Raw genomic sequence first — 15,125 nt, forward strand, 5'->3', positions numbered from 1 at the left:
CTCGTGGCAATCAGCCGGCCTGCTGGCCGGGCAGGGTGTCAAAGCGTTTCCACTTGTAAATGGCGGCGGATAGCGCCCAGGTGAGGGCGAACAAGGCCACCACAAAGTAGCCAAAATGCGCCAGGTTGTCGTTGAGCATGGCCACCACATCCCAGGCGCCGCCGCTGAGCTTCAGCTTGTCGGCAACCAGGCCCAGGGTTTCCAGCCCGCCTATGCACACCGCCACCAGCACCGATACCAGCGTGATGGTGAGGTTGTACCACAGCTTGCGAATGGGGTTGATGAAGGCCCAGCCGTACACTTCCACCATCAGCATGCTGTCCAGTGTGTCCACCAATGCCATGCCGGCGGCAAACAGCACCGGGAACACCATGATGTTCCACAAAGGAATACCGTCCGCGCTTTGCGAGGAGGCAATGGCAAACAGGCCGATTTCGGTGGCGGTATCAAAACCCAGGCCAAACAGCAGGCCGATGGGCAGCATGTGCCAGCTTTTGCTCACCATGCGGAACAAGGGGCGGAGCAGGCGCGACAACATGCCACGGTTGCCAAGGAGGATGTTGAGCTGTTCATCACACACCGCTTCACCCGCGCGAGCGCGGCGGAAGCTGTGCCAGATGCCGCGCAGCGCGGACAGGTTCATTGCGGCCAGTGCCAGCAGGAAAAAGGCGGAAATGCCGGTGCTGATGGCACCGCCGATTTCACGAAAGCCGTTGATCTGGTCTTGCAGCGCGCGGGTGGCAAACACCACCGCAGCCACGGCGGCAATCACCAGCAGGGAATGACCGATGGAAAAGAAAAAGCCCACGCACAGTGGTTGCTGGTTTTCCTGCATCAGCTTGCGCACGGTATTGTCGATGGCGGCGATGTGGTCGGCATCCACTGCATGGCGCAGGCCCAGCAGGTAGGCCAGCAGAGCAGTGCCCAGCTGGGCCGGGTGGTCGGCAAAGGCGGTGAGTGCCCAGGCCCATACCAGCAGGTTGGCTGCCAATAGCGGCAGCAACACCAGTAAATGACGGGAGCGGCGCTTGCCGCTGGAAGATAAAGACGAACGCAGGTCTGCTTGCATGATGATGCCCTCGGAGACGATACGTCGCCGCAAGCGAGGGCACTGTCCGCCTGCAGTGGGCGGCATCGTGCAATCCCCCGGTACACCCCGCCCGGATTCAGCCTGCGTCGACACGTATGACGGCCGGTCTCCTGGCTCGCGCTTCTTTACCCGGCATCGCCTTCCCGGATGGGCCGGTGGCATGTGATGCGGACTCGTCGCTTACAGTTGCGGGGGCAGCTGCGGTGTCTCACCGCATTCCCGTTTCACCCTGGTCGGGCACCGTCATGGAAGCGGGCATGATACGTGACAAGCAGATAAATGGGAATTCTGCCGACTGATTTTCAAGGCTTTTCCCATTGACCAAGTGCGGTTTCCAGCCGCTGCCAGCCTGTTTCGTCGGGCGGCAGGCCAAGGCGCAGGCTGGGGCCGTCGGCAAACTGGCGTACCAGAATGCCTTTGCGCGCCAGAAAGTCGAACAAGGCCGGGCAGTACGCCCCTTGCAGCCACTGGAACAGATGGCTGCCTCCTGCCGGAGTCAGGCCGTGGTCTTGCAGTAGCTGCTGTAAACGCTGGCTGTCGGCGGCCAGTCGCCTGCGCATGGCCTGTTGCCAGCTTTTATCCTGCAAAGCCAGTTTCACCACTTCACGCGCCGGGCCGTTGATGCTCCACGGGCCAATGGCTTCGGCCAGCTGTTGCAGCAGGGCGGGCCAGGCAAACACAAAGCCCACCCGCGCGCCAGCCAGGCCAAAGAACTTGCCTACCGAGCGCAGAATGATCAGCCCCGGCAGGCCGATATCAGCCAGCAGGCTGTGTTCCGGCGTGGCGTCCATGAAGGCTTCGTCCAGAACCAGCCAGCCGCCGCGACTGGCCAGCCGGGCGCGCCAGTCTTGCAACTGCTCGCGGGAAAAAGTGATGCCGGTGGGGTTGTTGGGGTGGCATAGCAGCAGTACGTCCAGTTCATCCAGCGCCGTGTCGATGTCGTCGGCCGCATGACGGCTGAGCGTGTGGCCGTGCTGCTCCCAGTGCCAGGGGTGTTCGGCATAACACAAGGGCAGCATGCCCACCCGACAGGGCGGGCGTAGCGTGGGCAGCAGCTGGATGGCAGGCTGGGAACCGGCCACCGGCAGCAACAGCGGGCTGCCGTAGTAATCCGCCGCGGCTTGTTCCAGACCGTCGTCCTGCTCTGGCAGGCGCTGCCAGCTGCGCGGGCTGGTGGGCGGCACCGGCCAGCCTTGCGGGTTCAGGCCGGTGGACAGGTCCAGCCAGTCCGGTACGGCAATGCCGTATTGCGCTGCGGCACGCAGGATGCCACCACCGTGTTCAAGCATGAGTAAGACTCCAGTTGAGCAAGCCAGCCAGCAAGGCCAGTGCCACCCACAGCCACAAGCTGCGTTGTACCAGCGCGATGGCGCGGGCGATGTCCTCGGACACTGGCGGGCGTTGCAGGCCCAGGGTGGGGCGCTGTTTCAGCTTGCCGTGATAGCTGGCGGCACCGCCCAGCAGCACACCCAGCGCACCGGCACCGGCGGCCATCACCGGTCCGGCATTGGGGCTGTACCAGGTGGGGGCCTGGGCGCGCCAGCATTGCCAGCCCTGACGGGTGTGGCCCAGCAGGATGTACGTCAGCGCGGTGAGGCGGGCGGGAATCAGGTTGAGCACATCGTCAAAGCGAGCGGCGGCCCAGCCGAAATGCAAAAAGCGTTCGTTGCGGTAGCCCCACATGGCGTCCAGGGTATTGGCAGCGCGGTACAGCACTACGCCCGGTGCGCCCAGCAGCAAAAACCAGAACACGGCGGCAAAGATGGCATCGCTGCCGTTTTCCAGCACCGATTCGATGGTGGCGCGCGCAACGGCGGTTTCGTCCAGTTCGCTGGTATTGCGGCTGACGATCATCGACACCTTGTAGCGGGCCAGCGGCAGGTCGCCGCCGCGCAGCGCATCCAGCACCGCTTGCGCATGTTCGCGCAGGCTTTGTGCGCCAATGGCGAGGTACAGCAACAAGACCGAGGCCAGTTGCCCCAGCCAGGGCAGGCGCGAGAGCCAGCAGGCAAGGCCGGTCAGCGGCAGCAACAACAGGCTGATGCCCAGCACGCCACGCAAACGCATGCGCCATACCGGCTCCGTTTGGGCGCTGGCCGGGTAAAGAGCATGCTCCACCTTGCGCACCAGATAGCCATAACCCACCAGCGGATGCCAGCGTCGCGCCTCGCCCAGCAGGCGGTCCAGCACCACGGCCAAAAACAGAAAAACAGCTGAAATCACGTCACTCGCCTATATAATCGCCGGCTTCAGGGCAGCGGCCTATCCGGCTGCCCACGCATTGAAGAGCGACATTCTAGGGGGCTTCCCGAAAAAATGCGCGCCGGAGAACAGCATGTCTGCCAAAACCATCATGATCCAGGGCACCACTTCGGATGCCGGCAAGAGCACTTTCGCCACCGGCTTCTGCCGTTTGCTGGCGCGGCGCGGGCTACGCGTGGCCCCGTTCAAGCCGCAGAACATGGCGCTCAACAGTGCGGTGACGGTGGATGGCGGCGAGATTGGCCGCTCGCAAGCGGTGCAGGCGCTGGCCTGCGGGGTGGAGCCGCATACCGACATGAACCCGGTGCTGCTCAAGCCCAATAGCAATACCGGCTCCCAGCTCATCATCCAGGGGCGGGCGGTGGGCAATATGGACGCGGTGTCTTACCACGCCTACAAACCGGTGGCGATGCAGGCGGTGTTGCAGTCGCACGCGCGGCTGGCGGCGCAGTACCAGTGCATTGTGGTGGAAGGCGCGGGCAGCCCGGCGGAAATCAATCTGCGTGAGGGGGATATCGCCAATATGGGCTTTGCCGAGGCAGTGGACTGCCCGGTGGTGCTGGTGGCGGATATCGAGCGCGGCGGCGTGTTCGCCCATCTGGTGGGTACGCTCGAATTGCTGTCCGACAGCGAACGCGCGCGGGTGGTGGGGTTGGTGATCAACCGCTTCCGTGGCGACCCGGCGTTATTGCAGTCCGGCGTGGAATGGGTGGAACAGCGTACCGGCAAGCCGGTGCTGGGCGTGCTGCCTTATCTCAATGGCCTGCATATCGAGGCGGAAGACAGCCTGGCGCTGAACCGTCCGCAAGGCGAACATGCCCCGCAGCAAACGCTGCGCGTGGTGGTGCCGGTGCTGCCGCGCATCAGCAACCATACCGATTTCGACCCGCTGCGCCTGCATCCACAGGTGGAGCTGCTGCTGGTCAAACCCGGCCAGCCCTTGCCGCCGGCTGACCTCATCATCCTGCCTGGCAGCAAGAGCGTGCGGGCCGATCTGGCCACGCTGCGCACTGCCGGCTGGGAGGCTGCCATTGCCCGTCACCTGCGTTATGGCGGCAAGCTGATCGGCATTTGTGGCGGCCTGCAGATGCTGGGCCAGCAGCTGCACGACCCGCTGGGACTGGAAGGCGAGGCGGGCAGCAGTGCGGGCCTGGGCTGGCTGGAGATGGAAACCACACTGGCCACGCACAAGCAGCTGACGCGGGTGAACGGCCAGCTGACGCTGGGTGCGGCGGCGGTGAGCGGCTATGAAATCCACATGGGGGTGAGCACTGGTGCGGCACTGGCGCAGCCTGCAGTACGATTGGAAGATGGCCGCTGTGACGGAGCCATCAGCGCCGATGGCCAGATTCTGGCTACCTATCTGCATGGGGTGTTCGATCAGCCGGAAAGTCTGGCGGCCCTGCTGGCATGGGCCGGTCTGGCTAAGCCAGAGCCGCTGGACTATCCGGCCATCCGCGAGGCGCATATCGAGCGGCTGGCCGACATGCTGCAGCAGCATCTGGACCTGACGCCGCTGGCGCCCTGGCTCCCCTGATCAGCCCGCCCTGATCAACTAGTCGTTGCGTCCTGCGGCGGCAGGTGCGGGTGGATTTCCACCAGCAGGGCCTGATGGCAGTCCAGCAACTGGGGCAGAAGTTGCTCCAGTTCGGCTGCGGATTGCTGCTGGGCAGCGGATTCAATGCGGTAACACAAGGCGGCAAACGGTGTCGCGCCAATCGACAGGGCCGCCCCGCGCAGGGCATGGGAGAACATGGCGATGTCGGTCATGCGCTGCTGGCTGATGGCTTGCTGCAGTTTTTCCAGCCGCAACTGGGCATCACGCACAAAGGTTTGCAGCAAAGTGAGCAGGAATTCCTGGTCGCCATCACAGTTTTCCAGGGTTTTCTGGTAGTCCAGCTGGCAGTCGGCAGCCAGCTCGTTCTGGGGGGGCGCATGCTGGGGCAGGCTGCCCTTGCCACTCAGTACCCGTTCGATTTCTTCAAACAGCCGCTGGGCATCCACCGGCTTGCTGACATAGCCATCCATACCGGCTGCCAGGCAGCGTTCCCGGTCGCCGGTCATGGCATTGGCGGTCATGGCGATCACCGGCAGGCGTGGCAGTTGCTGCGCGGCTTCCCGCTGGCGTAGCGCGCGGGTAGCTTCCAGGCCGTCCATCACCGGCATCTGCATGTCCATCAACACCAGGTCGAAGTGGTGGTCTTGCAGCTGCTCCAGTGCCTCGGCACCGTGGCTCGCCACGCTGGCGGTACAGCCGCGACGGTTGAGAATGGCCAGTGCCAGTTTCTGGTTGACTTCGTTGTCTTCCACCAGCAGCACATGCAGCTGCTGTTTGACATCCCGCACGCTGTAGCGGGTGACCAGCCGGGCATTGTTGTCGCCTGGTTCGCCGCGCAACTGGCAGATGGTGGCCAGCAGTTCTTCCTGCGGCACCGGCTTGGTCAGGTAGCCGCCAATGCCCAGTTCCTGGCAGCGGCGGCCATCGCCGCGCTCGCCGGAAGAGGTGAGCATGATGATGTCGGCCGGGCAGCCTTGTTGTTGCAGCTGGCGTGCCACATCGAAGCCGGACATGCCCGGCATGTGGCCATCCAGCAGGATCAGGTCGAAGGACTGTTCTTGCACGATGGCAAGCGCAGCAAAGCCGTCTTCGGCCAGCGTGGCCTGCATGTCCCAGTTTTTCAGCAAGGCGGCCAGCCAACTGCGGTTGGTGGGGTTGTCATCACAAACCAGCACGCGCAAGCCTGCCAGCTTGGCAGGGTTGCTGGCCGCAGCTTGCTCTTCTGCCAGCTCCAGCGGAATGCTGAAGACAAATTCCGAGCCTTGCTCCGGCACGCTGGACACATGGATTTCGCCCCCCAGCAGCCCCACCAGTTTCTGGGTGATGGACAGGCCCAGCCCGGTGCCGCCATAGCGCCGGGTGGTGCTGTTGTCGGCCTGGGCGAAGGCATCAAAGATGACGCGCTGTTTTTCCGGCGCAATGCCAATGCCGGTATCGCGCACTGAGAATGTCATCAGGTAGCGGTTGGCGGTTTCTTGCCGGCCGGTGACGCTGAGGACGATTTCGCCCTGCTTGGTGAACTTCACCGCATTGCCCAGCAGATTGTTCAGCACCTGACGCAGGCGGGACGGGTCGCTGATGACGCGATCGGGCAGGTCGGGGGCGATCTGGCAGATGACTTCCAGCTTGCGCTCTTCTGCTTTCAGGGCGAAGGGGTAGGTGGTCTGGCTGATCAGGCTGCGCAGCGAGAAGGGCAGCGATTCGAGCGCCATTTTGCCGGCATCAATCTTGGAGAAGTCCAGAATGTCGTTGATGATGGTGAGCAAGGCATCGGCCGAGGATTTCACCACTTCCAGATACTCGCGCTGTTCGGCATTCAGTTCGGTATCCAGGGTCAGCTCGGTCATGCCGATGATGCCGTTCATCGGGGTGCGGATTTCATGGCTCATATTGGCCAGAAAGGCCCCTTTGGCCACATTGGCCGCTTCTGCCAGTTCCAGTGCCCGGTCCAGCTTGCGGCTCAGCGCCTCGGCCTGTTCGCGGCGCCGTTCGCTGTGTCTGAGGTTGCGCCAGGCCAGCGCGGCAATCAGCACGGCCACCAGCATCAGCAGCGCAGCGGTAATCGCGACCGTGGTGTTGATGTCCTGCAGGCTCTGGTTGCTCAGGTTTGCCGCATCGGTCAGGCGGGTGTTGGCCCCCACTGTCAGCTCGCGCACATTGTCGGCCACACTCTCCAGCCGTTGCAGCAAGGCGATGGCCTGGGGGCGATCGAAATAGCCATCCCCGGCATTCAGCTGTTGGTCAGTCTGGGCAATCAGCCTGGCCAACGCGCCGATTTGCTGCTGATACCAGCTACTGTTGGGAAACAGCGCGGCGAAACGGTATTCGCGCAGCAGGTTGATGCGGGACACCAGGATGTTGTAGCGCAGTTGCAGCTCGTCCAGGTCGGCGGTCTTGCCGGTAGCCTCGGCCACTTTGGCCGCGCCCAGTGTGCGGTAGTAGTCGATGCCCAGCTGGGAATACACCCACACCACATTGTCCTGGCCTTGTTCGGCAAAGCGCTTCATTTCCGACTGCTGGCGCTGATACAGCATGCCAACCACCAGCAGGGCAGCCACCAGCAGGATGCCCAGCAGCCAGACCTGATTACGAACCGGCGTCTTGCGCGAAAACAAAGTCACAGGCGATGTCCGATACGGGATTTATTCAACGCGGATGCGGTTAACCTGCCACACACAGCGGGAATAGATTTCCTTGGTGCGCAGTTCCGGCTTCTTGTCGAAGGGATACATCACGAACAGCGGGCCCTTGTCGCGTACGGTCAGCACCTTGCCATTGACCTTGCGTGCCAGGATCACGTCGTATTTTTCCAGATCCGCCAGCGGAATTTCAGCAGCGTAATCATTCAGCGCCACTACATACAGCTTGCTGCCCTTGCTGCCCGCTGCCTTGAGCACATCGCGGAACAGCGGCCCTTCAAAAGTCTGTTCTTCTTTATACCACGGTGTGGGCACTGTCATTTTTACCTGTGGCAGCTTGTCCAGCATGGCTGCATCAAATTGCGCATCCGCACCGCTGTTCTTTTCCGAGATCAGGCCGGTAATGGTGACGATGGGATGACCGGCGGTCTTGTCCAGCGCCAAGGCGTGGGTGGATTGCAGCGCCAGCAGGGCGGCCAGCATCAGTACGTAGCGGGTCTTTGCCATGGACATCTTCCTTGGAGTTTAAACAGCTTTAATGAAAAATCACGGGAAAAGGCTGCTTTGATGTTACGCATTCTACAAGCTGCCAATGAAAAATCCATCTTTAATGCCAGGGACATCACATGTCGGGACCGCTGCCCGGTAAAGCACCTTTTCCTTCAATTACTTAGTTCAGGTCTGGTTTGGTGCGGCCTTTCTTGCGTCAAGGTGTCGGACAGGATTTTGCATAAGAAAAAACAATTTAGATTAAAAAATAAACATATTTTCGGTATTTACCGGCCTTCCCTAGACTGCAGTGGTCAGCCAGCGCAGCCCAGCCTTGCCACCGGCTGCCTGGCCTGCCGCATCACGTGGCCATGTAATGCGCCCACTGCGGCACTGCCTGAACAGGCAGGCCCCCAAGCCACCCTCGTTTGCGGTGTTCGGGGGCATTTCACAGGGAAGGGAAGTGACGATGGTGATGGAAAAGACCGATACGCTGGTAATTGGTGCAGGCCAGGCCGGCATCGCCCTGAGCGAACACCTGAGCAAGCTGGATGTGCCGCATCTGGTGCTGGAGCGCCAACGCATTGCCGAGCGCTGGCGCTCGGAACGCTGGGATTCGCTGGTATGTAACGGCCCGGCCTGGCACGACCGTTTTCCCGGCCTGGATTTTGATGATGTCGCGCCGGATGCCTTTGCCGGCAAGGAGCGGGTGGCGGACTATCTGGACGCCTATGCCCGCAAATTCCATGCGCCCATCCGCACCGGCGTGGAAGTACTCAAGGTGGTGCGCAATGACGGACGTCCGGGCTTTACCGTGGAGACTTCGGCCGGTGTCATTGAGGCCAACCGTGTGGTGGCCGCCACCGGCCCCTTCCAGCAGCCTCTGATTCCGCAACTCATCCCGGCTGACAGCCCGGTCAAGCAAATGCACTCAGCTGCATACCGTAACCCGCAGCAATTGCCGCCTGGTGCGGTACTGGTGGTCGGTTCGGGCTCATCCGGGGTGCAGATTGCTGACGAGCTGCAGCGCGCTGGCCGCCAGGTGTATCTGTCGGTCGGCCCGCACGACAGGCCGCCGCGCCGCTACCGCGAACGTGATTTCTGCTGGTGGCTGGGGGTGCTGGGTGAGTGGGATGCCCAGAAAGTAAAGCCGGGACGAGAACACGTCACCATTGCGGTGAGCGGCGCACGCGGCGGACATACCGTGGATTTTCGCCGGCTGGCCGAACAGGGCATCACCTTGCTGGGCATGACCCGCTCTTGCGAAAACGGCGTGATGCAGTTCCAGCCGGATCTGGCGGAAAACATAGCCCGCGGGGACGAAAACTATCTGGGGCTGCTGGATGCGGCCGATGCCTATATTGCGCAGAACGGGCTGGACCTGCCGCCAGAGCCGCAAGCGCGACAATTGCCGCCGGACCCGGCCTGCGTGCGCCAGCCCATCCTGTCGCTGGACCTGGCTGCCAGCGGAGTCAGCACCGTGATCTGGGCTACCGGCTTTGCCGTGGATTACCGCTGGCTGCAAGTGAATGCCTTTGACGAAAAGGGAAAGCCCAGCCATCAGCGTGGTATTTCCAGCGAGCCGGGCGTGTATTTCCTGGGGCTGCCCTGGCTGTCGCGGCGTGGCTCCAGCTTTATCTGGGGGGTATGGCATGACGCCAAGTTCATTGCCGACCACATTGCCACCCAGCGCAAATACCAGGCCTATCACGCCAGTACGCCAACCAGCGCCGTGCCGGTGCGTGAAACGGTCTGTCAGGCTGCTGACTGATTGATTCCGCAGCCTTGCCATCTGTTCCCAGTCCCCCCGCCCTTGCCCTGCCAATCGCAGAAGGGCGCCTCGCTTTCTCTTCAGCAAGCGAGAAGGGATTGTCAATAACCTGTGGTGGCGGCAAGACCGCCACCCCACACACAGCAATGAGGTGAAACATGGTTCACAAACGCATTCGTCCGTTCAACACCCGCGATACCTATCCGGAACAAAAGCTGGACAACGACCTGTGCCAAGCCGTGGTGGCTGGCAATATGGTGTTTTTGCGCGGCCAGATCGGTCAGGACCTGGATACCCGCGAATCGGTCGGTATTGGCGATGTCACCGCCCAGGCCGAGAAAGCGATGGCCAATGTCAAGATGCTACTGGAGGAATCCGGCAGCCATCTGGACCACGTGTGCAAGATCGTCATCTATCTGGTGGATACCCGCTATCGCGAGGCGGTGTACCAGGTGGTGGGACGCTGGCTCAAGGGCGTGTATCCGGTGTCCACCGGGCTGGTGATTTCTGCACTGGCACGGCCTGAATGGCTGGTGGAAATCGACATCACCGCGGTGATACCGGAAGGCTATCAGCCATGACCTTTTCCATTGCCGCACGGTGTCCGGACACCGGCATGCTGGGGGTGGCGGCTGCCTCATCCAGCATTGCCGTGGCCAGCCGCTGCTGTCATGTAGAAGCCGGAGTGGGCGCGGTGATGAGCCAGAATGTCACCAACCCGGCGCTGGGCCCGAAGGCGCTGGCCTTGATGGCAAGAGGGGAGCGTGGCCGGGCCCTGTGCCAGGCGCTGGCACTGGCGGATGGCAATCTGGCCTGGCGTCAGTTGTTGCTGGTACCCGCAGAAGGCGAAATTGCCACCTTCAGCGGCCAGCATGCGCTGGGCGTGTTTGCCACGGCGCAGGGCGAGCACTGCGCTGCCGGTGGCAATATTCTGGCCGATGCCGACTTGCCCGCCCGCATGGTGGCGGCCTTCGAACACAGCAGCGGGCATCTGGCTGACCGCCTGCTGGCGGCCATGCAGGCTGCAGTGATGGCTGGTGGCGAGGTGGGGCCCATCCATGCTGCCGGACTCAAGCTGGTGTCCAGCCAAAGCTGGCCGGTGGTGGACTTGCGGGTGGACTGGAGTTATGGCGAGCCGGTAGCCGAGTTGCAGCAGCTGTGGCAGCGTTATCAGCCGCAAATGCAGGACTACATCACCCGCGCCGAAGCGCCGGATCAGGCCCCCGGCTACGGCGTGCCGGGGGTGTAAGTCACCGCATGGAAGACGGCGCCGTCTTGCTTGTTGCGCAGACGGCGCGCGGTCTTATTTCACCGATACATCAATCCCTTCCCCCAGGAATTTGGCCGCCAGTGCCTTCACCTTGCCGCTGGCTTGCAGGCGGGCGATGGCGACGTCCAGCTTCTTGCGTAGTTCGACGTCCTCCTTGCGCAGACCAAAAGCAATGCCGCTGCCCAGAATCTTGTCGTCATGCACGGCACCGACAAACTGGAAGTCCTTGCCGTCCGGACGGGTGAGGAAGCCCTTCTGACCTGCCGGGGCCATCACCAGCGTGGCATCCAGACGGCCTGTTGCCATGTCGGCATAAACCTGGTTCTGGTCCTGATAGGACACCACGCGCACCCCGGCGGATTCCCAGTGGCTACGGGCATAGGTTTCCTGGATCGAGCCTTGCAACACCCCCATGCTCTTGCCTTGCAGCTTGTCTGCCGTCGGGGTGATGCCGCTGCCTTTACGGGCGATCACCATGCTGGGCACCCGGTAGATGATGCTGGTGAAGGCAATGCTTTTGCGGCGTTGCTCGGTGGCATTCATGGCGGAGTTGATGGCGTCGAATTTCTTGCCCTGCAGGGCCGGAATCAGCCCGTCAAAGGCATTTTCCACCCAACTGCATTTGAGGTGGGCTTCGGCGCAGACGGCCTGGCCCAGCTCCACATCCATGCCTTGCAGCTCGCCGCTGGCGGATTTGTATTCGAATGGCGGATATTGCGCCTCGATGCCATAACGCAGGGTGGTTTCCGCCATGGCCGGCAGGGCGAGGGTGCAGGCTGCCAGGGTGGCAGTCATCATCAGGGTGCTGTGTTTCATCTGTTTTCCTTTGTTTGTTGATTGCATGCAGTCTGTCACTCAGCCCTGTGTCGGGCTGTTGGCGTTGCTGATTGATCCATTCACATTCACAAGCGGCGGTGTTGCAGGGCAGGCAGGCGTGTTCGCCAGCTGTTTTGCTCGGACAGGTCAAGCCTGGCCAGTGCCATGCCTTCGCCTTCCGCGTGGCAGGCCAGCACCTGACCCCAGGGGTCGATAATCATGCTGTGCCCATAGGTTTCCTTGCCGCCGGGGTGGCGGCCGCACTGGGCCGGAGCAATGACGAAGGCCAGGTTCTCCACCGCCCGCGTACGCAGCAACAAGTCCCAGTGCGCCTGGCCGGTGCTACGGGTAAAGGCGGCCGGTGCGCTGATCAGGCCCGGTGCCGGTGGCTGGCGATACAGCTCCGGAAAGCGTAGGTCGTAGCACACCGACAGCCGCAGGCTGCCCCAGGGCGTGTCGGCGCTGACCGGGTGGTCTCCGGCCTGCATGGTGTCGGCTTCGGCGTAGCATTCATCACCATGCCGGAAGCCGAACAGGTGCATCTTGTCATAGCGCGCCACGCAGTGCCCGTCGGGTGAAAACAGCAGGCTGCTGTTGTGGAAATGGACAGCATCGCCACTTTGCAGTGGCAGCGTGCCGGCCAGCAGCCAGATGCCATGCTGCTGCGCCAGTTTGGCCATCTGCGTTTGCAGCGGGCCGTTACCGAAGGCTTCGGCCAGCGGTAGTCGTGCCCGTTCGTCGGCTGGCATCAGATAAAAGTATTCGGGCAGGGCCACCAAGCGGGCTCCGGCTTTGGCGGCATCAGCCACCAGCTGTGCTGCTCGGGCCAGATTGTGTTCCAAATCGTCACCCGAGCACATCTGGATAGCCGCAGCCAACAGGGTGTTTGCCATCATGCTGCTCCGATAGCACACAAGCGGGCTGCACCGGCCAGCAGGGTGTCGTCGTCCTTGGCAAACGACAGCCGGATGACGCGCTGGTCGGTGCCATCACCGTAGAACGCCGACACCGGAATGGTGGCCACGCCGTGGCGGGTGATCAGCCGCTGGACGAAGGCGCTGTCGCTTTCGTCTGACAGGTGGGCAAAGCTCGCCAGCATGAAAAAGCTGCCCTGGCTGGGGAGTAGTTGCAAGGGGCTGTCGGCCAGCGCGGCGCGGAGCAAATCACGCTTGCGCTGGTAAAAGGCGGATAGGCCCAGATAGTGTTCCGGCTCGGCCAGGATGCGGGCCAGCGCGTGCTGCATCGGCGTGTCGGCGGCAAACATCGCGAACTGGTGTACCTTGCGGATTTCTTCCATTAGCGCCTGTGGTGCCAGGCAGCAGCCCACCCGCCAGCCGGTGACGTGGAAGGTCTTGCCGAAGGAGGTGACCACCACAGCGCGGGCAGCCAGCGCCGGATAGCGGCTCATGCTGTGGTGCTGTGCGCCGTCAAATACCACGTGCTCGTATACCTCGTCCGACAGGATGACGATATTGCTGCCCTCGGTCAGTGCTTGCAGCCGTGCGGCATCCGCGGCGGACAGTGTGGTGCCGGTGGGGTTGTGCGGGGTGTTCACGATCAGCATGCGGGTACGCGGGCTGATGCGTGCGGCAAGCTCGTCCCAGGGAATGGCGAAGTGGGGTGCGGCCAGCTTGATCACCACCGGTGTGGCACCTTGCAGCTCTATCATCGGGATATAGCTGTCGAAGGCCGGTTCGAAAACAATCACTTCATCCCCGGCATGCACCAGCGCATTGACAGCGCAAAACAAAGCCTCGCTGGCACTGGCCATGATGGTGACTTCGTGCTCGCTGTCATAACGACAGCCGTACAGGGCTTCGGTCTTGGCGCTGATGGCTGCGCACAAGTCGGGTAGACCGGTCATTGGTGCGTACTGGTTATGCCCGGCCTGCATGGCTTCGCTGGCGTAACGCAGCAATGCCTCGCTGCAAGGGAAGTTGGGAGCGCCCTGTGACAGATTGATGGCCTGATGCTGTGCGGCAAGCTGGCCGATCACGCTGAAAATGGTGGTGCCGACATGCGGCAGGCGCGAGCGCGGGCTGACGGGGGAATGCAGCATGGGGTTTGGCCCTTGATAATGGGAATGACTGTATTCAACGGTTTTGCAGGCCATGACACAAACGATAAATCGGCATGTTATAAATGAGAAAAACTCAGTCATGGAAACCCCGTATGTCCCGAAAGTCCCTGCCACTGTATGCCTTGTCGGTGTTTGAGGTGGCGGCACGCCACCAAAGCTTCACCCGTGCCGCCAATGAGCTGTTCATTACCCAGGGTGCGGTCAGCAAGCAGATTGGCCAACTGGAGGACAGCCTGGGGTATCCCTTGTTTCACCGCTATGCGCGCAGCTTGCGCCTGACGGCCCAGGGCAGCTTGCTGCTGGGCTATGTGCAACGTGGTTTCAAGGTGATTTCCCAGGGGGTGGATGCCGCAGCCAGCCTGGCCGTCCCCTTGTGCATCAAGGCACCCAGCTGTGTGGTGCGCTGGCTGCTGCCGGTGTTGCAGCAGTTTTTCCGTCAGGCACCGGAATGGCCGGTGCAACTGGCTGGTGTGCACGAGCATGCGGTCAGCTTTGCCCGCGAGGATGTTGACCTGGCCATTGTCTACAAACCGCAGAAAGCGATTGCGGGGAACGAGACGCTGCTGCTGGTCGAGCAGCTTACCCCGGTGATTGCCCCGCAATTGCTGGCAAAGACCGGCCAGCCGCTGCAGCAGGTGGCCGACTTGCAGCACTACCCCTTGCTGCACCCCTCGCACGACCGGCGTGACTGGCGGCAGTGGCTGGCCTGCCGTGGTGGCGGAGCGGTGGAGTACCGTGGTGGAACCGTATTCGACACGCTGGATCAGGCGATGAATGCAGCCTTGCAAGGCTGTGGCGTCACCTTGGGTGATGTGAACTTGCTACGGCAGGAACTTGCAGAGGGGCTGCTGCTGGCACCGTACATGCCGCCATGGTTGAGTGGGTATGCCTATGCATTGGCACTGCGGCCGGATGAAAAGCGACCCGGTGTGTTGGCGCTGAACGCTTTCTTGCTGGATCAGATGAGTGCGGGAACCAGAACGGGTGGAATGGCGGATGATCACGGGCAGTAAAAATGCCAGCCCGAAGAATGACTGCCTCTCTTAACAAGATAGATTTACTTTGTTCTTAAAGTGGCTACTCAATACCTGGGCATAGGGTGAATGGTAAATATTTTATGTTTGTTCAATATGCAGTGCTAAAGAAAAAG

13 protein-coding genes and 1 riboswitch are annotated in these 15,125 nt (G+C 62.1%); of the genes, 5 read left to right on the top strand and 8 right to left on the bottom strand.

Features of this window, described 5'->3' with window-relative positions:
* Nucleotides 1-10: 10 nt before the first annotated feature.
* The 3 genes from HWX34_RS15480 to cbiB form a co-directional block, all read right to left on the bottom strand.
* Nucleotides 11-1,069 (bottom strand): HoxN/HupN/NixA family nickel/cobalt transporter, encoded by a 1,059-nt coding sequence (locus tag HWX34_RS15480; protein ID WP_178973076.1) that lies wholly within the window; start codon nt 1,067-1,069, stop codon nt 11-13.
* A 103-nt stretch (nt 1,070-1,172) separates the two neighbouring features.
* Nucleotides 1,173-1,350, bottom strand: a riboswitch (cobalamin riboswitch).
* A gap of 42 nt (nt 1,351-1,392) precedes the next feature.
* On the bottom strand, nt 1,393-2,379 hold the full coding sequence (cobD, locus tag HWX34_RS15485) for a threonine-phosphate decarboxylase CobD (RefSeq protein ID WP_178973077.1): 987 nt from the start codon (nt 2,377-2,379) through the stop codon (nt 1,393-1,395).
* The gene (gene cbiB, locus HWX34_RS15490; RefSeq protein WP_178973078.1) at nt 2,372-3,313 is read right to left on the bottom strand and encodes an adenosylcobinamide-phosphate synthase CbiB; all 942 of its coding nucleotides are present in this window, start codon (nt 3,311-3,313) and stop codon (nt 2,372-2,374) included. The genes cobD and cbiB overlap by 8 nt, the downstream gene beginning before the upstream one ends.
* A gap of 112 nt (nt 3,314-3,425) precedes the next feature.
* Between cbiB and HWX34_RS15495 the strand changes: the two genes are divergently transcribed.
* On the top strand, nt 3,426-4,889 hold the full coding sequence (locus HWX34_RS15495; RefSeq protein ID WP_178973079.1) for a cobyric acid synthase: 1,464 nt from the start codon (nt 3,426-3,428) through the stop codon (nt 4,887-4,889).
* A gap of 14 nt (nt 4,890-4,903) precedes the next feature.
* Here the strand turns inward: HWX34_RS15495 and HWX34_RS15500 are convergent, their stop codons facing one another.
* Together HWX34_RS15500 and HWX34_RS15505 are read right to left on the bottom strand one after the other, a co-directional pair.
* Nucleotides 4,904-7,531: a response regulator gene (locus HWX34_RS15500; protein WP_178973080.1), complete on the bottom strand. Its 2,628-nt coding sequence runs from the start codon at nt 7,529-7,531 to the stop codon at nt 4,904-4,906.
* A 21-nt stretch (nt 7,532-7,552) separates the two neighbouring features.
* Nucleotides 7,553-8,056, bottom strand: a complete 504-nt coding sequence (locus HWX34_RS15505; RefSeq protein WP_218645205.1) for a molybdopterin-dependent oxidoreductase — start codon at nt 8,054-8,056, stop codon at nt 7,553-7,555.
* 457 nt (nt 8,057-8,513) lie between these two features.
* Between HWX34_RS15505 and HWX34_RS15510 the strand changes: the two genes are divergently transcribed.
* The 3 genes from HWX34_RS15510 (at nt 8,514) to HWX34_RS15520 (ending at nt 11,058) form a co-directional block, all read left to right on the top strand.
* Entirely contained in the window at nt 8,514-9,809 is a 1,296-nt protein-coding gene (locus HWX34_RS15510; protein ID WP_255497070.1) for an NAD(P)/FAD-dependent oxidoreductase, read from the top strand.
* A 158-nt stretch (nt 9,810-9,967) separates the two neighbouring features.
* Nucleotides 9,968-10,390 (top strand): RidA family protein, encoded by a 423-nt coding sequence (locus HWX34_RS15515; protein WP_045848302.1) that lies wholly within the window; start codon nt 9,968-9,970, stop codon nt 10,388-10,390.
* Nucleotides 10,387-11,058, top strand: a complete 672-nt coding sequence (locus HWX34_RS15520; protein ID WP_178973082.1) for a DUF1028 domain-containing protein — start codon at nt 10,387-10,389, stop codon at nt 11,056-11,058. The genes HWX34_RS15515 and HWX34_RS15520 overlap by 4 nt, the downstream gene beginning before the upstream one ends.
* A 54-nt stretch (nt 11,059-11,112) precedes the next feature.
* On the opposite strand, the gene HWX34_RS15525 is transcribed toward HWX34_RS15520, so the two are convergent.
* The 3 genes from HWX34_RS15525 to HWX34_RS15535 all read right to left on the bottom strand — a co-directional run bounded on the left by HWX34_RS15525 (nt 11,113) and on the right by HWX34_RS15535 (nt 13,954).
* A complete protein-coding gene (locus tag HWX34_RS15525) occupies nt 11,113-11,895 on the bottom strand; it encodes a transporter substrate-binding domain-containing protein (RefSeq protein ID WP_178973083.1) in 783 nt (260 codons plus the stop codon).
* An 86-nt stretch (nt 11,896-11,981) separates the two neighbouring features.
* Entirely contained in the window at nt 11,982-12,791 is an 810-nt protein-coding gene (locus HWX34_RS15530; protein WP_370459763.1) for a carbon-nitrogen hydrolase family protein, read from the bottom strand.
* The gene (locus HWX34_RS15535; protein WP_178973084.1) at nt 12,788-13,954 is read right to left on the bottom strand and encodes a methionine aminotransferase; all 1,167 of its coding nucleotides are present in this window, start codon (nt 13,952-13,954) and stop codon (nt 12,788-12,790) included. The genes HWX34_RS15530 and HWX34_RS15535 overlap by 4 nt, the downstream gene beginning before the upstream one ends.
* Nucleotides 13,955-14,067: 113 nt before the next feature.
* Here HWX34_RS15535 and HWX34_RS15540 point away from each other — a divergent pair, with 113 nt between their 5' ends.
* Entirely contained in the window at nt 14,068-14,988 is a 921-nt protein-coding gene (locus HWX34_RS15540; protein ID WP_178973085.1) for a LysR substrate-binding domain-containing protein, read from the top strand.
* Nucleotides 14,989-15,125 lie beyond the last annotated feature (137 nt).

Source organism: Aquitalea sp. LB_tupeE (assembly GCF_013391415.1).
Classification (GTDB): domain Bacteria; phylum Pseudomonadota; class Gammaproteobacteria; order Burkholderiales; family Chromobacteriaceae; genus Aquitalea.